Genomic DNA, 16,727 nt, shown 5'->3' with positions numbered 1-16,727 from the left:
CAGTAAGAATCGAACATTCGAGACACGGTTTCACACGATTCGTTGACTAAACAGGGATAGAAATTCTCATGGGTTGTGTTGTCACGAACCGTCGAGTTCGCGCGGACGGTCCCGCCGCTCCGGGCCGTCGAACCGGCGTCGAAAATCGGGGGACTGCGGTCAGTCGCGCTGTTCGGCTTCGACCCGATCTGCGTGTTTTTCGAGGTCGGCCGCGAGCTTCCGGGCCTCGTCGGGCGACAGCGTCAGCTTGTCCGCGTGCGGCGCGAGCGCGTCGAGTTGCGTCCAGTCGAGTTCGAGTTCGAGGGTAATCTCGTCGGGGTGTTTCCGCGGCGAGGTGACGTTGCACACCGCGAACGCCGACTCCTCGAAGTCGTGACCCGTCGCCGACGCGTCGACGAGGTCCAGCGTCGTGTAGGCGTTGACCTTCAGGATTCGGTCTGGCATCTGTGAGTAGTGTATGGTGTCGTCGTAAATAGGTAGCGCGGCGGAGTCGTCACCGACGCGAGCCGGTGCCGGGAACCGGCGACGAGCGCAGTCTGCGCGCTCAGTCGTCGCTCGTGATGGGCGTGCCGTCGCCGTGGGTCGGCGCGGGACTCGCGTCCATCGAGTCGTCTTCCGCGTAGGGGTACCACGTGCGCTTCGTGTTGTGCATCATCGGGTCCTCGTAGCTGGTCTCTTCGGGTTCGACCAGTTCGGCGAGGTCCTCTTCGTCCGTCCGGGCGACGAACTCGCGGAACGTCTCGTCGCCCTCGCGGCGCTCCTCGAAGTTCGCAAGCAGGTTCTTGATTGCGCCCGGCACCTCGTCGACGGGGACGCGCTGGGTGACCCACTCGGCGAAGTTCGGGTTCTCGCCGAGACCGCCACCGAGGCCGATGTCGAGCGCCTCGACCGGCTCGCCGTCCTTGCGGGTCTTCATGCCGCGGAGGCTGATGTCTGCAATCTGCGGCTGGGCGCAGGAGGCCGTACAGCCCGAGAGGTGGATGTGGAAGTCCTCGACGCCCGCGGGGAGTTCGACGTTCTCCTTGAGCCAGCGGGCGTAGCGGACCTGCCGGTTCTTCGTCTCCACGATGGAGAGCGAACAGAACTCGGTGCCCGTACAGGCGATAGAGCCGCGCATGAACGGGTGCGGGTCGGGCGAGTAGTGGTCGAGGAGGTCCTCGTCCTGCAGCGCGTCGAGCTTCTCCTCGGGCACGTCGGTGATGATGACGTTCTGGCGCTGGGTGATGCGAATCTCACCGGAGCCGTACTCGTCGGCGACGCGGGCGAGCTCCTTCGTGTCGTCGACGCCCATGCGACCGACGAGGACGTCGAGTCCGACGTAGTAGTTGCCGTCAGCCTGCTCGTGGATGCCGACGTGGTCGGAATGGCCGCCGTCGGCGTAGCCGGAGTTGTAGGAGTACTCCGAGCGCAGGTCGTCGCCGGCGGTCTCCAGTTCGAAGTCGACGAACTCCTCCTGGAGGACGTTGCGGAACTTCTCCGCGCCCCACTCGTCCATCAGGAACTTGATGCGGGCGTTGTAGCGGTTGTCGCGGTCGCCGTTCTCGCGGAACAGCGCGGAGATGGCTCCCGAGACCTCGGCCGCCTGCTCGGGCGTCACGAACACGTCGATGTCGCGGGCGAGTCGCGGCTCGTTACGCGAGAGGCCGCCGCCGATGCGGATGTTGAACCCCTTCGTCTCCTCGCCGTCTATCTCCTTGGTCGCGGGCTCGAGCGCGAGGTCGTTGATGTCGCCCTGTCCGCAGCCCTCGCGGCAGCCGGTGACAGAGACCTTCCACTTCCGCGGGAGGTTCGAGTGGTCGTCGTTGCCCTTGAACGTCTCGTTGAGCTCCATCGCGACGGGGAGCGCGTCGACGTGCTCGTGTTTGTCCTTGCCGGCGACGGGACAGCCGACGATGTTGCGCCACGAGTCACCGCAGGCCTGTTGCGTCGAGAGACCGACCGATTCGAGCTTCTCGAAGATTTCCGGGATGTCCTCCAGTTTGATCCAGTGGAGCTGAATCGACTGGCGGGTCGTCCAGTCGACGTAGCCGTTGCCGAAGATGGGGTTCTCGGCGGGGCCGCGGGCGTACTCGTCGGCGACCTCCGCGACGACTTCGGTCTGGCCGGGCGTCAGCACGCCGTTCGGCGTCCCGATGCGCATCATGAAGTACGACTCCTGACCGTTGCGCTGGTGGTACAGTCCCCACCATTTGAAGCGCTCGAACCAGGCGTCTCGCTCGTCTTCCGGGATGGTGTCCCAGCCCTGCTCGGCGAATTCGAGCAGGTGCTCTCGTATCTCGTTACCGTAGACCTCCGACTTCCAGCGTTCGACGTCCGTGGGCATTCGTATGAATGTCCATATACGTGCCCACGTAAGGCCCCGAGCGTACCGTCAACCCTTCCCGGTGCTGCCCAAAAGCGGAGAATGTTGCCTATTCGTCGTCGTCGCCGCGTCGAACCGGGAGGACGACCCGCTCGCGGTCGATATCGACGAATTCGCCCTCGCGGAGCCTGCCGACCGGAACCCAGCCGGGCACGCCCGTCTGGCCGCAGGCGATGCACTGGCCGTACACCCTCGCGGAGATGGTTCTACCGTCCGCGCCGACGTCGAGGATGTTCTCGACGACGAAGTCGGGAAGCTCGCACCCACAGAATGACGGGTCGTCGAGCCGCCAGAGTTCGCTCACGCTCACTTCTCTGGCGTCGTTCACGGAGACCCACGCCCCGTCGTCGAGGACGCGCAGGGAGACGCTCATACCTCACCTTCCGCGCTCCGGCTACCTATGCGGGGCGGCGCCCGCAATCCCCGCGGGGGAGCGCGACGCGCGTTTTGGCGGTCGTTCCGGCGTAGTCGTGCGATTGTGCCCGAAACCGGCCGTCAGAGGTAGGGGCAACCCGTTCCGGTAGCCGGGAGTGGGGGTACACATTACAGGTGCGGATTCCCTTATGCGGGTCCGGCCGGTACGTGGTGGTGATGAGTGACCACCGCACCGCCGTCCGACAACACGCCTCCGCCGACGTCGCCCCAGAGCTGTTCGAACAGTCGCAGGAGGGTGACGCATGACCGGCGAGGCAGAACTCGAACCCGAACGCGACCGCGAGGCTGACGCCGAGGTCGAGTCGTCGACTGAGGCGGAGGAAGAAGACCCCACGGCTCACCTCAAAGACCTCGAAGACGGTGCGGGCTGTACCGAAATCTGGTCGCACCTCTCGGAGTCTCGCGAGGAGTAACCGCCCGCCGCCCACCCGGAATCGGTCGCCGTCAGCGAATCCCCGCCCTCTGCCGTCCCTCGTTTGCGGGCCTCTAGCTACTTGCTCGTATTCCGCCCGCCGACCGCTCGCGCGCGAATCTCGCCTCTCGGGGGGACGTTTTTAAGTCCGAACGCGTTACCGTCTCGTAGATGACGAACGACGAACGCCGAACGACCGAGGTTCCGGCCGACCGACGAGAACCGGTCGGTGAACCGGTCGTCCGCGGCGACCCCGCCGTCACGGGCGATCGCGCCCGCGAGGCCGTCGGGTTCGACCCCACCGACCCCGACAGCCTTGCCGAGGCCGCCAGAACGGTCCGCTCGTTCTCCGAGTCCACCGCCGGCGACGACGACCACGTGTTCATGCTTCGCGGCGCGGCCGCCTGCGCCGCCCTCGTCCGGGGCGTCGGCTCCTACAAGCGCGCCGCCGAACGCGCCGGCGGCGACGTGTCCGTCTCTTTCATCCGCAAGTGGGCCCGCGTGCACGACCTCCCGCAATCGGTCCGCCGACACGTCGCCCGCGGGCGCATCGCCCCCACGGCCGCCAAGCACATCGCCCGCGTCTCCGGCGACGCCAGGCTTCACCTCGCGTGGGCGACGCTCGACGCCGGACTGACCGTCCGCGAGGTCCGCCGCCTCGCCAGCGAGGTCAACGACGGCACCCCCGTCGTGGACGCCCTGTCGGCCCACGGCGTCGATATCGGCACGCTCGACGTGACGCTCCCGGCCGACGTCTACCTCGAACTCCGCCGCCGCGCCTCGCTCGAAGACGCCGCCCCCGGCGACGTGGTCGCGGACGCCCTCGACGACTACCTCGACTGAAGAAAGCGCGTCGCCGTCTCCCGAATCACGTCGCGCGCCACCTCGACTTCTCCCCACTCGACTGTCTCGTCCGGAAAGTGCGCTTGGTCGATGTCGCCCGGCCCGAACAGCACCGTCGGGATACCTGCCTCGACGTAGTGCCGCGAGTCCGCTCCGTAGGTCGCACCGACGGGGTCCTCGTCGCGGCCGTCGGCTCGGAGCGCCGCGCGCAGCGACTCCACGACCGGTTCGTCGGCGTCGATTTCGGCCGGCTCGAACTGCACCGAAAAGCGCTCGAACGTCGGCGGGTGCGCCGAGAGCCACTCGTCGTCGGCGACGACGCGCGCCAGCCGTTCCTCGAACGCGGCTTCGACCTCGGCGACGGTCTCGCCCGGCGCGACGCCGAGTCTCCACTCCGCGGTGAGCGTCCCCGCGACGCTCGACGCCCACGTCCCCGCCTCGACGCGGCCGACGCAGACGGGCCACGGTATCGGGTAGTCGAAAAGCGGATGGGCGACCGCGTCGGTCCGCTCCGCTTCGAGGTCGAAGAACGCCGCCCGAATCGCCTCGAACTTCTCGATGACGTCCACGCCGCGCCACCGCGAGGCCGCGTGCGCCGTGCGCCCGGTCAGTCGGAGACGCTTCATGACCGACCCCTCGGTGGCGACGACCGGCTTGAGCCGCGTCGGTTCGGCGACGAGCGCGGCGTCTCGCTCGAACGGGTAGGGGTTGTCGAGCGCGGCCGCCGCGGCCCCGATGCCGCCTTCCTCCTCGCCGACGACGCTCTCCACGACGACCCGCCCGTCGAGGTCGAGGCCACTCGCTTCGACGGCATCCCGAAGGTCGAGCGCGGCGAACACGCACGCCGCGAGCCCCGCTTTCATGTCGGCCGCGCCGCGGGCGCTGACGGTGCCGGCCTCGTCGTCCCAGTCGGGTAAAAACGGGTCGTGGGACCACAGCTCTCTGTCGGCGGGCACCACGTCCACGTGGCCGTCGAGGACGAGCGTCCGGCCGGCGTCGGGGTCGCCGAACTCGAACGCGCCGGCGACGCTCGGTCGGTTCGCCGCGTCGATGTCGTCGGGGTCGTCGGGGAACGACGGGTGTTCGGCCAGACGCGCCGGGTCGGCGGTCCACTCGTAGGTGTCGAAGCCGAAGTCGTGCAGTCGGTTTTTGACCCACTGCTGGGCCGGGGCCTCGGCGCGGGCGACGCTCTCGAACCGGAGCAGCGCGTCCACGAAGTCGCGAAGGTCCATATTGTGGGGGACGGGAACGGGGTACAAAGCAGGAGGGGGCGGCGAAAATAAACGCTTATCAGTATCCCCACTTAAGAAACCGATGAGGGCTGGTAGCTCAGTTAGGCAGAGCGTCTGGCTTTTAGCGGGACTACGCGAGTCGCGTGGTTTCGGAAGACACCAGACGGTCGGGGGTTCAAGTCCCTCCCAGCCCGTTTCTGCGACGAACTTCGTGCGGAGTGACGCTGCTCTTCCAACTTCTACGTCAGCGAGCGACAGCATCACCGGGCTGTCTTTCGAATCGCGTTGACTACTTTCACTCTGTACCTGCCGTTCTTTCCAAACAGAACCCTTGTGGAGCTATGGACGAGATTAGTCACCCAAAGCAACGGGGACAGTGTAGTGAGGCAGCGATTCTCTTCGAATTCACTCGCCGTGGAGTCACCGTATTAGAGCCATTTGGTGACAACGAACGGTACGATTACGTCGTCGAAATCGCTGGTACATTCTATCGTGTTCAAGTGAAGACTGGCCGGTTGACGAATGGGCGAGTTCAGTTTGAAACTCGTAGCTCAGGTACCCTAACTCGACGAGTCAAAAAAGAGGGATATGACGGGCAGATAGACATCTTCGCGGTTTACGCTCCTGAGCTTGAGGAATCGTATATCGTACCAATTAACGAAGCGCCGAAAACATCCATGGGTCTCCGTGTTGAACAAGCACGCAAGAAGTCTCCAAACGTCAATTGGGCTGATGAGTTCGAACTCGACAGCTGGGTTAACAGCGTCCGGGCGTAGGCTGTGTCACTCCTTTCGTATCTCTGCTTGTAGCGGCGGTTCTAACACCGCAAGCTCGTAGTACTCACCTCCCTTTCGAAACCCGAGCACCACCTCGTCAACGTCTGTCTGTTCCCCCAGAGTTAAACGAAAATACTCGTCTGACATCGATAGTCCCTGCACAAATGTTATTGATTCAACTATATCTTGGTTTGGGCAGGTTCTGGCGGCGAACCCCCCGAAACAGAGGGTCGCGGCCCCTCAGCCCTGTTTGAACACGACGCCGCCGCCGGTCTTCGGATAGGTCCATTCGACGTTGTCGTACGGACAGCCGTAGCGGCAGGTCCCGCACTCCAGACAGTTCTCGTAGGCGATAGACGGCACGCCGTCGCCGTCCGGGTCGACTGTCCAGACCGCAGCCGGACAGACCGACGTGCACTCGTTCGTGGTGCAGTCGGCGCAGACGTCCGGGTTCTCGACGCCGAGGTGTGACTCGCCGGCGTCGCGGTACTTGACCGTGTATAGACGGTCTTCGATGCTCACGTCGGGGACGTGGGGTTGTGCGGTGCTCATGATAACATCCTCCGGAAGCGCCAGGCGCGTTTCGCCGCGCCGAACCACCCGCCGGCGGCGGCGACGAGGTGGTCGCGGGCCGCGCCCGTGTGTTCGTCTTTCGACGTTCGGTCCATCTTGAAGTACTCCGTCTCGGCGCTGGCCAGCGCGCGCGGCAGGTCCTCGAAGAGGAACTGTCGGTCCGCCGCGATAGTCCGCTGGAACCAGTCGTAGTGGCGGAGGTTCTCGACTACGAACGACTGGTCGAGGTCGCGCGTGTAGGCGGCGAGCGCCTCGGCGTCGCTTCGGTCGTCCGCCAGCGCGGCCGCGATGGCCTTGCCGGCGTGGTAGCCGCTCTCGACGGCCATGTTCGTCCCTTCGAGGTGGACGCCGCTGTTCAGCACGAGGCCGGCGGCGTCGCCGACGACGACCGCCCCGTCGTGGACGAGGTCGGGCATCGCGCGAGCGCCGCCCTCGGGGACGACGTGCGCGCTGTACTCGATGCGGCGGCCGCCGCGGATGAGCGGGGCGACCGCCGGGTGCGACTCGAAGGCATCGAGCGTCGCCTCGGGCGTCTGGCCGGCCGCGGCGTCTTCGACGCGGTAGACGACCCCAACGCTCACGGAGCGCTTGTTCGTGTAGACGAAGCCGCCGCCGACGGCCTCGCCGACGGCCCCCTCGCCGAAGTACTGGTAGGCCGCGCCGGCGTCGCCGTCGAGACGGAAGCGGTCGTCGATGGTGTCGCGGTCGAGTTTGAACACCTCTTTGACCGACACCGCGACCGCATCGCGCTCGGGGCGTTCCTTGAGGTCCGCGCCCTCGCTCACGAGCGAGTTCGCGCCCTCGGCGAGGACGACGACCGGCGCGTGAATCTCCCCGTCCGGGCGGTCCGTCGTCACGCCGACGACAGCGCCGCCGTCGCGGAGCAGTCCCGTGACCGTCGTCTCGGTGACGAGCGTCACGCCGGCGTCGACCGCCTGCTTCGCGAACCACTCGTCGAACCGCCGCCTGAGGACGGTGTACGAGTCGTTGTGGGGGTCGTCGCGCCACGCGCCGGGCCGCATCGAAATCGCGGTTTCGTCGCCGTCCGACGAGAGTATCGAGAAGCGCTTCTCGGCGATGTAGCGTTCGAGCGGCGCGTCGTCGATGTCGACTAACTCCCGAATCGTCGGCGTGTAGAGCACCCCGCCGAAGACGTTCTTCGTCCCCGGTGCGGGGCCGCGTTCGAGCATCAGCACGTCGAGGCCGTCGCGGGCCATCGTCAGCGCCGCGGCGGTGCCAGCGAGACCGGCACCGACGACGACGGCGTCGAACGCGTCGTCGTAGTTCGGCGTCTCGGTCTGGAGGTCCGGGCGTTGTAGGCCGCCGGCCGTGGTCGCCTCGTGGCTCATGCCGCCACCTCCTGTTTCTCGCGAACCATCGCAGTCAGCGCGGGAAGCACCTCGTGGAGGTCGCCGACGATGCCGTAGTCGGCGTGCTCGAAGATGGGCGCGTTGGGGTCGGTGTTGACGGCGACGACCATGTCGCTTCCGTTCATCCCTTCGAGGTGCTGGACGGCGCCCGAGATGCCCGCGGCGATGTAGAGGTGCGGCCGGACAGTCTTGCCCGTCTGGCCGACCTGTCGCGCGGGTTCGACCCAGCCCTCCTCGACGGCGGCGCGGGTGGCGGCGACTTCGCCGCCGAGCGCCTCCGCGAGTTCGACGAGCGGCGTCACGTCGCCCTCGCAACCGGCCCCGCCGGCGACGATGACGTCCGCGTCGGTGATGTCCACGACGCCGCCGACGACCCGTTCGAGGACGGTCGAAAGCGTGTCTTCCTCGGCGACGACGACGTCGACCGATTCGACGGCGTCCGCCGCGTTCTCGGTCGCTTCTGCGGGTTCGCCGGCGTCGAACACCCCGGCGCGGACCGTCGCCATCTGCGGGCGGTGGGCGGGACATTTGATGGTCGCCATGGCACTCCCGCCGAACGTCGGCCGGCTCGCGAGGAGGAGGCCCTCCTCGTCGACGGCGAGTTCGGTGCAATCCGCCGTGAGGCCGGCGTGGGCGGGCACGGCCACCCGACCAGCGAAGTCGCGGCCGGTGTGGGTCCCGCCGATGAGGACGATGCTCGGTTTGCGCGCCTCGACGAGCGCGCGGAACTGCTCGCCGTAGGGGTCGGCGCGGTACGGTTCGAACACCGGGTCGTCGGCGAGGAGCGCGCGGTCGGCCCCACGGGCCACCGCCTCCTCGGCGAGGTGGGCGACGCCGTCGCCCACGACGAGCGCGACGAGCGCTTCGCCCGTCTCGTCGGCGAGTTCGCGGCCCTTCGCGAGGAGTTCCCACGACACCGGCGCGGCCTCACCCTCGTGCTGTTCGACGAACACCCAGACGTCCCGGTAGTCGGCCACGTCGATTTCCGGCCCGCTCGCGGCGCTCATCTAGAGCACCTCCGCGAGGTGGTCGTAGAGGGCTTCGACGCTGTCGACGCGCGTCCGCTCCCGTTCGACCGGCGAGGCGGTGTCCATCCCGCCGACCTTCGTCGGCGAGTTGGCGAGGCCGACCCGGTCTTCGATGTCGAGGTCGGCGGCGGTCCACTGGACGGGTTCGAACTCGGTCTCGGCGAATATCTTCCGGTGCAACCCGGCGGGTCGCGGGTCGTTCGCGCCGAACACCATGGCGACGACGACGGGGAGCGCGGCGGCGACGCGCTCGTAGCCGCCCTCGACGTCCCGCGTGCCGACGAGGACGCCCTCGTCGGGTCGGGGGTCGAGCGACTCGGTGTAGGTGAGTTGGGCCCACCCGTTGTGGGCGGCGATGCCCGGCGGTACCTGTCCGGTCGAGGAGTCGGTGCTCTCCTCGCCGCAGATGACCACGTCGGCGTCGAGTTCTTCGGCCGCCCGCGCGAGTGCGAGGCTCGTGGGCCACGTGTCGCTGCCGCCGAACGCCCGGTCTGTGAGCAGGACGCCGCCGTCTGCGCCCGCGGCGACGGCCGCCTGCAGGACGGCGCTGGCCGGCGGCGGTCCCATCGTGATCGCGGTCACGGTCCCGCCGACGGCGTCGCGGAGCGCGAGCGCGGACTCGACGGCGTTGTGGTCGGGCTTGTTCAGCACCGCCGGCGCATCGGAGCGGTTCAACGTCCCCGTATCGGGGTCTATCGTAACGTCGTCCGCATCGGGTACCTGCTTGACGCAGACGACGATGTTCCATCCGTCATTCATAATTTGACGACGCCGTCGTGTGCGGCGCTTACCGAACATAGCACGCACCGGGCTACATACCGCCCCGCTCATTCTCGAAATATAGGAACCAAATACCCGATATTACCCCGCTCCCGACGTATCCTGGCTCAGGAGGGCCAACAAATGTACACTCACATCCTCGTTCCCGTCGATACCAGTCCGGAGTCAATGAACGCGGCGAGTCACGCGATTCGCCTCGCGGACGCGGTCGGCGCGTCGGTTCACGCGCTGTACGTCACCCGACCGCCCGTGGACACCGACGGCGACGGCGACGGCGAACGCTCGCAGTCGCGGAGCGAACGCGCCTTCGCGGACGTGGTCGAACGCGCCGAAGAACGCGGCGTCGACGTCGAGACGACAATCGTCGTCGGAGAGCCCGCGGAGTCCATCGCCGACTTCGCCAACACGTGTCGCGCCGACCTCATCGTGATGGGCACCCACGGCCGCGAGGGTGTCGACCGACTGGTGAACGGCAGCGTCGCCGAGCGCGTCGGCCGACTCGCCAGCGTCCCGGTGACGACGATTCGGCTCCGCGACGGCGAGCAGTCGGTCCGCTCGGCGCTCGAGGCACAGCGCATCGCGCGCGAAAAGCTCGCTCACACCGGCCACGACGACGCCGTCATCGAATCGCCGTCTCGACAGCGGTCCGCGTGGGTCGTCCGCGCCGCCGACGACCGCGGGGAGTACAACGTCCACATCGACAGCGCGTCCGGGCAGGTCAAACTCGTTCAGGTCGGCTGAGCCCGCCCTGCGATTTTTCGGTTATTCGAGGTCGAGGAGCGTCGCGGCCTCGTCGAGGAACTCGGCGTAGACCGACATCGCGTCCTCGATGGGTTCGGGCTCGGTCATGTCGACGCCGGCGGTTCGGAGCACGTCGAGGGGGTACTCGCTGCCGCCGAGCGCGAGCGCCTCGCGGTAGTCCGCCGCGGCCGACTCGCCCTCCTCGCGGATGCGCTCGACGATGGCCGCCGCCGCGGAGATGCCCGTCGCGTACTGGTAGACGTAGTAGTTGTAGTAGAAGTGCGGAATGCGCATCCACTCTCGGGCGATGCGGTCGTCGGTTGCCGCGGGCTCGTAGTACGCCGCTTTCAGGTCGCCGTACAGCTCGTCGAAGCGGTCGGGCGTGAGCGCGCCGTCGTCCTCGACGATTTCGTGAATCTGGAGTTCGAAGTCGGCGAACATCGTCTGGCGGAACAGCGTCGAGCGGAAGCGTTCGAGGTACTCGTCGAGGACGTGCATCCGGAGTTCGTCGTCGTCGACGTTCTCCAGGAGGTATTCGGTCAGGAGCGTCTCGTTGACCGTGGAGGCGACCTCGGCGGTGAAAATCTCGTAGCTCGCGTCGTGCCACGGCTGGGCGTCGTTGGCGAGTTCGGAGTGCATCGAGTGGCCCAGTTCGTGGGCGAGGGTGAACATCGACGCCGCGTCGTCCTGGTAGTTCATCATGATGAACGGCTGGGTGTCGTAGGTGCCCGCGGAGTACGCCCCGGAGCGCTTGCCGCGGTTCTCGTACACGTCAACCCAGCGGTCTTCGAGGCCCTCGGCCATCCGCGCTTGGTACGCCTCGCCGAGCGGTTCGACGGCCTCGACGATGTACTCTTTCGCCTGTTCGTACGGAATCTCGGGGCCGTGGTCGCCGGTGAGCGACACGTACAGGTCCCACATCTGGAGTTCGTCCGCGTCGATGGCCTCGCGCTTCAACTCGGCGTGGCGGTGGAGGTGGCCGAGGTTGTCGCGGACGGTGTCGAGCAGGTTGTCGTACACCTCGACCGGGACGTTGGGGCCGTCGAGAGCGGCCTCGCGGGCGGTCTCGTAGTCGCGGATACGCGCGGTCTTCACGTCCTTCTTGACGCTGTTTTTCAGCGAGGTGCCGACGGCGTTGCGCACGTCGGCCCAGCGGTCGTAGAACTCCTCGTGGACGGTCCGGCGGAACTCGCGGTCGGGGTGTTTCTGGAGCTTCGTGAAGTTACCCTGCGTGATTTCGACCGACGTGCCGTCGGGCTTTTCGACGGTCGGGAACTCGAGGTCGGCGTTGGCGAGCATGGAGTAGATGTCGCTCGACGCGCCGGTCACGTCCGAGAGGTCGGCGAGGACTTCTTCGACCTCCGCGGAGCGGGTGTGCTCTTTCGTCCGGAGCACGTCGTCGAAGTGGTGTTCGTAGGCTTCGAGTTCGGGTTCTTCTTCGACGAACTCGTCGACGCCGTCGCGGCCGAGTTCCTGTAGCTCGGGGTCCAGATAGCTGACCGCGCTCCGGGCCTTCGACGCCAGCGCCTCGGCGCGACCGGCCTGCGCTTGGTACTCCTGGTTCCGGGTGTCCTGGCTGCTGCGGAGGTTCGCGTAGGAGACGACCATCGACACCTCGCGGAGCACCGACTCCATCGTCTCGAGGAGTTCGAGGAGCGTCTCGGGGTCCTCGGTGGCGCGGCCCTCGTAGCTCGCCAGTTCGGGGACGCGCTCTGCGACGTCCTCGTACGCCGCCTCCCACTCCTCGTCGGAGGCGTAGATGCTGTCGAGGTCCCACTTGTACTCCTCGTCGATGTCGCTCCGCTCGGGAACCGAACTCATGTCGGGTGATTCGACGCACGCGCGGGTGGTAAGCCTTATCAATCGACGGGCGAAGCGGGGTCGAGGAGGGCGGCCGGGCCGCGGTTAGTGTCGGGTCGCTCTCGCTTCTCGGACCTGCGATCCGTCCCGGACTAAGTCCTCACAGTGCGGACAGACGCGGGGGGCGTCCATGCCCTCGGGGGCGAACACCCTGACGTAGCCTTCCGTGACGAAAGAATTGCAGTTCTGACATGTAGGCATGGCGGTCGTGCGTACCACGTCAACTGAGTTAGATGTTATGGGCGATTTTCGGCAGCCGACACCGACTCCGGCCCCGACCGCAGGGGGGTTCGATCGGCGGGGTCCGGCGGCGCAAACCCCTTTGACGGGTGAGCGTGTGGATGCCCTATGGACGACCTCTCTCCCGCAGTCCGCGAGGCGTTCGCCCGGACGTGGGTCGACGACCACCCGTGGGCGTTCCTCACCGACCTGACCGCCATCGGCGACCGGATGGCCGGCGGGCCGGGCGACCGCCGCGCGAGCACGCTCGTCGCCGACGCCCTCGCCGACGCAGGTGTCGGGCGCGTCGAGTTCGACCCCTTCGAGATGGCGCGCTGGACCCGCGGCGACACGACGCTCGACCTCACCGCACCCGACGAGCGGCGCTTCGAGGCCGTCGCGCTCCCGTACGCTCCGCGGGCGACGGTCTCCGGCCCGCTCGTCGATGTCGGCTACGGCACGCCGAGCGAAATCGACGCCGCCGACGTGGACGGCGCGCTCGCCGTCGCCAGCACGACGACCCCCGCCGGCGGTCGGTTCGTCCACCGAATGGAGAAGTTCAACTACGCCGTCGACTCCGGCGCGGTCGGTTTCGTCTTCGTCAACCACCTCCCCGGGCAACTCCCGCCGACCGGGGCGCTCCGCTACGACGAGGAGGCCGCTGCCCCCGCGGTCGGCGTGAGCGCCGAAACCGGGTCGTGGCTGACCGACTACGCGGCCCGCGGCGGCGAGGCGACCCTCGCGGTCGACGCCGAGACGACGCCCGGCGAGAGCCGGAACGTCGAGGGTCGCGTCGGCCCCGACAGCGACCGCGAACTCGTCCTGTGCGCCCACTTCGACGCCCACGACATCGCCGAGGGCGCGCTCGACAACGGCTGCGGCATCGCGGTTGTCGTCACCGCGGCGCGACTCCTCGCCGAGATGGACCTCGACCTCGGGGTCCGCGTCGTCGGCGTCGGTGCGGAGGAACTCGGGCTGACCGGCTCCGAACATCTCGCCGACCGCCTCGACCTCGACCGCGTCGCCGCCGTCGTCAACGTCGACGGCGCGGGGCGGTTCCGCGACCTCGTCGCCCACAGCCACACCTCGGAGGCGACCGCCGAGGTGGCGACCCGTGTCGGCAACGAGACGCGCCACCCGGTCGAAATCGAACCGGAACCGCACCCGTTCAGCGATCAATGGCCGTTCGTCCGCGCCGGCGTCCCGGCGCTTCAGCTCAGGAGCGAAAGCGGCGAGCGCGGCCGCGGCTGGGGTCACACCCACGCCGACACCCGCGACAAGGTCGACGACAGAAACGTCCGCGAACACGGGATGCTCACTGCACTTATCGTCCGCGACCTCGCCGCGGCCGCCGCCGACGGGGAGGTGCCGCGGCTCGACGACGACGACCTCGCCGCGGCGTTCCGCGACGCCGACTTCGAGACGGGGATGAAGGCGGCGGGTATCTGGCCCGACGGCTGGGAGTGAGTTCGGCGGTCAGTCGCGCGCGGAGGGGTCGGAACCGTCGCCGCGGTTGTCATCTGAGTCGTCGCGGTTCTCCTCGCTGTCGGTGACTTCGACCGTCAGGTCAGCTTGCGACAGCGCGCTTTCAGTCGCGGCCTCGACGACCATTCCGGCCCCGATGACGACGTAGTACATCCCGTAGACGAACGTCGGGACGGCGACGAGGAGGTAGAGTGCGAGGCCGGCGATGCCAGTCATGCTGGCGAGGAAGCCGCCGACGGCGTTGCCGACGCCGATGATAAACAGGCCGAAGACGATGCGGAGGGTGGCATCCCACGCGGCGGACCGGTCCATGCGTGAGCCGACGGCGAGCCGCGTGATGTGTCTACTGGTCGATACGCGGCGCGGGGGTGCGGCACGGGCCCGCGGTGAGGTTTGCGTGGTCGTTCTCCCGCGCGTCAGCACACCGCGAGCAGCTCGTCAAGCGAGTCGAGTTCGTAGGTCGGCTCGGCGGCCAGCTGGTAGCCGTCGCGGTGGGGTCGGCGGATGAACGCCGAGTCGATGCCAGCGCGGTCGGCCGCGACCACGTCGACGTTGCTGTCGCCGACGTAGAGCGCCGAGTCGACGCCGAGTTCGCCCATCGCGCGCTCGATGTAGTGCGGGTCCGGCTTCTTCACCCGCGCGCCTTCGACCGTCGGGTCGCGGCCGTAGGCCACCTCGAAGCGGTCGTCGATGTCGAACACGTCGAGGATGTGTTCGATGGTCGCGTGCTGGTTGTTGCTCACGACCGCCAGCGGGTGGTCGATATCTTCGAGGGCGGTTACGTCGTCGTACAGCGGTTTCGTCCCGTTTTCCAGACACGCCCGCTGGGTCGCCGCGGCGTGACTCTCGTGGTGCGACCAGAAGTCGTCGACCGGTACGTCGTGGACCGCGCAGATGCGGCGCAGGCGCGTGAGGCCGCCGTTGATGACGCCGTCGACCGTCTCGGTCGTCGGTTCGACGTCGAACTCGGCGAACGCTCGTCTGACCGCCTCCCGCTGGACTTCGAGCAGCGTCGGCTTCGTCAGCACGCCGTCGTTGTCGAAGATGACAGCGTCGTAGCACATGGTCGGCGATTCGCACCCGAACCAGGATAACGTTGCTATGTGCGACCCCAACCGCTCCGGAGGGCTATTGACTCCTCCCGCGTCCGTCAACTGCTGTCCTCGCCGACGCCGCTGCTTCTGGCGTCGTCCGCCCGCTCGACCCCGTCGCGGATGCGCGAGCCGACGCGCCAGCCGATGCGGTCTGCGAGGGCCCGTTCGCCGAAAGCCGCGGCAGTACTCTCGGCGGCCATCGAGTCCACGTCGAACTCGACGTTCGGGTAGTCGACCGCCGTGAGAAGCAGGGGCGTCGGCGGTGCGGGCGGGACGCCCTCGGGACCGTCGAGGTGGTCGGGACCGAGCACGTCGTCCACCTTCGACGGCGGGGCCGCGCCCGACCCGACGGCGCGGACGAGCGAGACGAGTCGGCGGACGAGTTCGCGGGCGAAGCCGCCGGCCTCGACGCGCACGAGGAGGAAGTCGCCGTCGCGGGTCAGGTCGCCGTCGATGGCCCGGACCGTTCCGTGGTCGTCGGGCGTGAGGTTGTGGAAGTCGTGTTCGCCGCGGCAGGCGTCGAAGGCGTCTCGCGCCCAGCCGTCGTCGAATCCGTCGCTCGGGGCGTGGAGGTCGTAGACGTACTCGCGGCGGGTCGGCCGGTGCCGGGCGTGGAAGTCGCCCGGGGCGTCGGCGGCGGCCCACGCCCGGACCGTGCCCGGTAACTCCGAGTTCAGCGCCCGCGGCGTACACCAGTCGGGACAGTCGAAGGCGACGGTCTGTGCGAGCGCGGAGACGCCCGCGTCGGTCCGCCCGGCGGCGGCGTAGTCGGTCGGTTCCTCGTCGTCGTCGCAGACGCCGAGCGCGCGGCAGGCGTCGAAGAGGGCGTCCTCGACGGTCGGCACGTCCGGCTGTCGCTGGAACCCGTTGTACGGGCGTCCGTCGTAGGCGACGCGGAAGGCGCGCATGTCGGGTGATTTTCCGGCGGACTACTTAATCGACTCCACCCGGTTCGACGACCCCGATTGACCTGTCGTCTCCACACCGTCGCCGTGACTACACGTCCGCGTCCAGTGACTGTTCGTCTTCGACCGGGGAGTCCTCGCTTCGGATGGTGAGCACCGGCACGTCGGCCATCCGGAGCACGCGTTCGGTGACGCTCCCGAGTAGGTAGCGCTCGATGCCCCGGCGGCCGTGGGTGCCCATCACGATGAGGTCCGCGTCGACCTCCTCGGCGTACCGGAGAATTGCCCGGTGCGGCGAGCCGTGTTCGACGGCCGTGACGACTTCGAGGCCGTCCGCCTCGGCCGCCTCGACGGCCTCGGAGACGATCCGCTCGCCTTCCTCCTCGTAGGCACGGACGAGGCCACCGGCGTCGAGTTGGGTCGCGTGGAGGACGCGTTCGTCGACGACGTAGAGGGCATAGAGCGTCGCGTCCGTCGTCGCGGCGAGGTCGATGGCGCGGTCGAGCGCCTCGTCGGCGGGGGCGCTGCCGTCGAGCGGGACGAGAATCCTGTCGTACATGTCACTCGTCTGTACGACGGGCGGGAACAAAAGGGCGCGCGCCGGTATCGGGG

Annotated in this window: 19 protein-coding genes and 1 tRNA gene; 6 read left to right on the top strand and 14 right to left on the bottom strand. The window is 67.9% G+C overall.

The window, feature by feature from the left end:
- Nucleotides 1-159 precede the first annotated feature (159 nt).
- The 3 genes from AM590_RS01975 to AM590_RS01965 all read right to left on the bottom strand — a co-directional run bounded on the left by AM590_RS01975 (nt 160) and on the right by AM590_RS01965 (nt 2,735).
- On the bottom strand, nt 160-444 hold the full coding sequence (locus AM590_RS01975) for a DUF6360 family protein (RefSeq protein ID WP_058825971.1): 285 nt from the start codon (nt 442-444) through the stop codon (nt 160-162).
- A 100-nt stretch (nt 445-544) separates the two neighbouring features.
- Nucleotides 545-2,323: a nitrite/sulfite reductase gene (locus AM590_RS01970; protein ID WP_058825970.1), complete on the bottom strand. Its 1,779-nt coding sequence runs from the start codon at nt 2,321-2,323 to the stop codon at nt 545-547.
- An 88-nt stretch (nt 2,324-2,411) separates the two neighbouring features.
- Entirely contained in the window at nt 2,412-2,735 is a 324-nt protein-coding gene (locus AM590_RS01965; protein WP_058825969.1) for a hypothetical protein, read from the bottom strand.
- 304 nt (nt 2,736-3,039) lie between these two features.
- Between AM590_RS01965 and AM590_RS20710 the strand changes: the two genes are divergently transcribed.
- On the top strand, nt 3,040-3,210 hold the full coding sequence (locus tag AM590_RS20710) for a hypothetical protein (protein ID WP_008096575.1): 171 nt from the start codon (nt 3,040-3,042) through the stop codon (nt 3,208-3,210).
- Nucleotides 3,211-3,380: 170 nt separating this feature from the next.
- A complete protein-coding gene (locus AM590_RS01960) occupies nt 3,381-4,052 on the top strand; it encodes a hypothetical protein (protein WP_058825968.1) in 672 nt (223 codons plus the stop codon).
- Here AM590_RS01960 and AM590_RS01955 read toward each other — a convergent pair.
- Complete coding sequence (locus tag AM590_RS01955; RefSeq protein ID WP_058825967.1) at nt 4,040-5,284, bottom strand: M20/M25/M40 family metallo-hydrolase; 1,245 nt, start codon at nt 5,282-5,284, stop codon at nt 4,040-4,042. The genes AM590_RS01960 and AM590_RS01955 overlap by 13 nt on opposite strands.
- 86 nt (nt 5,285-5,370) lie before the next feature.
- Between AM590_RS01955 and AM590_RS01950 the strand changes: the two genes are divergently transcribed.
- Together AM590_RS01950 and AM590_RS19660 are read left to right on the top strand one after the other, a co-directional pair.
- A tRNA-Lys gene (locus AM590_RS01950) sits at nt 5,371-5,478 on the top strand.
- A 147-nt stretch (nt 5,479-5,625) separates the two neighbouring features.
- Entirely contained in the window at nt 5,626-6,060 is a 435-nt protein-coding gene (locus tag AM590_RS19660) for a group I intron-associated PD-(D/E)XK endonuclease (RefSeq protein WP_082677627.1), read from the top strand.
- 6 nt (nt 6,061-6,066) lie between these two features.
- Here the strand turns inward: AM590_RS19660 and AM590_RS20305 are convergent, their stop codons facing one another.
- The 5 genes from AM590_RS20305 to AM590_RS01930 all read right to left on the bottom strand — a co-directional run bounded on the left by AM590_RS20305 (nt 6,067) and on the right by AM590_RS01930 (nt 9,790).
- Nucleotides 6,067-6,207, bottom strand: coding sequence for a hypothetical protein (locus tag AM590_RS20305; protein WP_157575406.1), 141 nt, complete (start codon nt 6,205-6,207; stop codon nt 6,067-6,069).
- A gap of 93 nt (nt 6,208-6,300) precedes the next feature.
- Nucleotides 6,301-6,612 carry a ferredoxin family protein gene (locus AM590_RS01945; protein WP_058566271.1) on the bottom strand — a complete coding sequence of 104 codons (312 nt, stop codon included), beginning with the start codon at nt 6,610-6,612 and terminating at the stop codon, nt 6,301-6,303.
- On the bottom strand, nt 6,609-7,982 hold the full coding sequence (locus AM590_RS01940; protein WP_058825966.1) for an FAD-dependent oxidoreductase: 1,374 nt from the start codon (nt 7,980-7,982) through the stop codon (nt 6,609-6,611). Before AM590_RS01940 ends, AM590_RS01945 begins: the two co-directional genes overlap by 4 nt.
- On the bottom strand, nt 7,979-9,010 hold the full coding sequence (locus AM590_RS01935; protein ID WP_058825965.1) for an electron transfer flavoprotein subunit alpha/FixB family protein: 1,032 nt from the start codon (nt 9,008-9,010) through the stop codon (nt 7,979-7,981). The genes AM590_RS01940 and AM590_RS01935 overlap by 4 nt, the downstream gene beginning before the upstream one ends.
- Nucleotides 9,011-9,790: an electron transfer flavoprotein subunit beta/FixA family protein gene (locus AM590_RS01930; protein WP_058566274.1), complete on the bottom strand. Its 780-nt coding sequence runs from the start codon at nt 9,788-9,790 to the stop codon at nt 9,011-9,013.
- A gap of 144 nt (nt 9,791-9,934) precedes the next feature.
- Here AM590_RS01930 and AM590_RS01925 point away from each other — a divergent pair, with 144 nt between their 5' ends.
- On the top strand, nt 9,935-10,552 hold the full coding sequence (locus AM590_RS01925) for a universal stress protein (RefSeq protein WP_058825964.1): 618 nt from the start codon (nt 9,935-9,937) through the stop codon (nt 10,550-10,552).
- Nucleotides 10,553-10,573: 21 nt separating this feature from the next.
- Here the strand turns inward: AM590_RS01925 and pepF are convergent, their stop codons facing one another.
- The gene (gene pepF, locus AM590_RS01920; protein WP_058825963.1) at nt 10,574-12,373 is read right to left on the bottom strand and encodes an oligoendopeptidase F; all 1,800 of its coding nucleotides are present in this window, start codon (nt 12,371-12,373) and stop codon (nt 10,574-10,576) included.
- Between the two features lie 387 nt (nt 12,374-12,760).
- Here pepF and AM590_RS01915 point away from each other — a divergent pair, with 387 nt between their 5' ends.
- The gene (locus tag AM590_RS01915) at nt 12,761-14,098 is read left to right on the top strand and encodes a M28 family metallopeptidase (protein WP_058825962.1); all 1,338 of its coding nucleotides are present in this window, start codon (nt 12,761-12,763) and stop codon (nt 14,096-14,098) included.
- Nucleotides 14,099-14,107: 9 nt separating this feature from the next.
- Here the strand turns inward: AM590_RS01915 and AM590_RS01910 are convergent, their stop codons facing one another.
- From AM590_RS01910 to AM590_RS01895, 4 genes are all read right to left on the bottom strand, one after another.
- A complete protein-coding gene (locus AM590_RS01910) occupies nt 14,108-14,428 on the bottom strand; it encodes a hypothetical protein (RefSeq protein WP_058825961.1) in 321 nt (106 codons plus the stop codon).
- 104 nt (nt 14,429-14,532) lie between these two features.
- Entirely contained in the window at nt 14,533-15,180 is a 648-nt protein-coding gene (locus AM590_RS01905) for an HAD family hydrolase (RefSeq protein WP_058825960.1), read from the bottom strand.
- A gap of 86 nt (nt 15,181-15,266) precedes the next feature.
- Nucleotides 15,267-16,118: a tRNA pseudouridine(38-40) synthase TruA gene (truA, locus tag AM590_RS01900; RefSeq protein ID WP_058825959.1), complete on the bottom strand. Its 852-nt coding sequence runs from the start codon at nt 16,116-16,118 to the stop codon at nt 15,267-15,269.
- A gap of 88 nt (nt 16,119-16,206) precedes the next feature.
- Nucleotides 16,207-16,674, bottom strand: a complete 468-nt coding sequence (locus AM590_RS01895; protein ID WP_058825958.1) for a universal stress protein — start codon at nt 16,672-16,674, stop codon at nt 16,207-16,209.
- Between the last annotated feature and the right edge of the window lie 53 nt (nt 16,675-16,727).

Source organism: Haloferax sp. Q22 (genome assembly GCF_001482285.1).
Lineage (GTDB): Archaea > Halobacteriota > Halobacteria > Halobacteriales > Haloferacaceae > Haloferax.
This window is presented reverse-complemented; position numbering and strand designations above follow the sequence as displayed.

What these genes read in the sequence shown, in the direction of transcription:
- AM590_RS01910 (WP_058825961.1), bottom strand. Translation starts at nt 14,428, where the DNA reads ATGGACCGGTCCGCCGCGTGGGATGCCACCCTCCGCATCGTCTTCGGC.
- AM590_RS19660 (WP_082677627.1), top strand. Translation starts at nt 5,626, where the DNA reads ATGGACGAGATTAGTCACCCAAAGCAACGGGGACAGTGTAGTGAGGCA.
- AM590_RS01915 (WP_058825962.1), top strand. Translation starts at nt 12,761, where the DNA reads ATGGACGACCTCTCTCCCGCAGTCCGCGAGGCGTTCGCCCGGACGTGG.
- AM590_RS01945 (WP_058566271.1), bottom strand. Translation starts at nt 6,612, where the DNA reads ATGAGCACCGCACAACCCCACGTCCCCGACGTGAGCATCGAAGACCGT.
- AM590_RS01895 (WP_058825958.1), bottom strand. Translation starts at nt 16,674, where the DNA reads ATGTACGACAGGATTCTCGTCCCGCTCGACGGCAGCGCCCCCGCCGAC.
- AM590_RS01935 (WP_058825965.1), bottom strand. Translation starts at nt 9,010, where the DNA reads ATGAGCGCCGCGAGCGGGCCGGAAATCGACGTGGCCGACTACCGGGAC.
- pepF (WP_058825963.1), bottom strand. Translation starts at nt 12,373, where the DNA reads ATGAGTTCGGTTCCCGAGCGGAGCGACATCGACGAGGAGTACAAGTGG.
- AM590_RS01925 (WP_058825964.1), top strand. Translation starts at nt 9,935, where the DNA reads ATGTACACTCACATCCTCGTTCCCGTCGATACCAGTCCGGAGTCAATG.
- AM590_RS01905 (WP_058825960.1), bottom strand. Translation starts at nt 15,180, where the DNA reads ATGTGCTACGACGCTGTCATCTTCGACAACGACGGCGTGCTGACGAAG.
- AM590_RS20305 (WP_157575406.1), bottom strand. Translation starts at nt 6,207, where the DNA reads ATGTCAGACGAGTATTTTCGTTTAACTCTGGGGGAACAGACAGACGTT.
- AM590_RS01960 (WP_058825968.1), top strand. Translation starts at nt 3,381, where the DNA reads ATGACGAACGACGAACGCCGAACGACCGAGGTTCCGGCCGACCGACGA.
- AM590_RS01965 (WP_058825969.1), bottom strand. Translation starts at nt 2,735, where the DNA reads ATGAGCGTCTCCCTGCGCGTCCTCGACGACGGGGCGTGGGTCTCCGTG.
- AM590_RS01970 (WP_058825970.1), bottom strand. Translation starts at nt 2,323, where the DNA reads ATGCCCACGGACGTCGAACGCTGGAAGTCGGAGGTCTACGGTAACGAG.
- AM590_RS01940 (WP_058825966.1), bottom strand. Translation starts at nt 7,982, where the DNA reads ATGAGCCACGAGGCGACCACGGCCGGCGGCCTACAACGCCCGGACCTC.
- AM590_RS01975 (WP_058825971.1), bottom strand. Translation starts at nt 444, where the DNA reads ATGCCAGACCGAATCCTGAAGGTCAACGCCTACACGACGCTGGACCTC.
- AM590_RS01930 (WP_058566274.1), bottom strand. Translation starts at nt 9,790, where the DNA reads ATGAATGACGGATGGAACATCGTCGTCTGCGTCAAGCAGGTACCCGAT.
- AM590_RS20710 (WP_008096575.1), top strand. Translation starts at nt 3,040, where the DNA reads ATGACCGGCGAGGCAGAACTCGAACCCGAACGCGACCGCGAGGCTGAC.
- AM590_RS01955 (WP_058825967.1), bottom strand. Translation starts at nt 5,284, where the DNA reads ATGGACCTTCGCGACTTCGTGGACGCGCTGCTCCGGTTCGAGAGCGTC.
- truA (WP_058825959.1), bottom strand. Translation starts at nt 16,118, where the DNA reads ATGCGCGCCTTCCGCGTCGCCTACGACGGACGCCCGTACAACGGGTTC.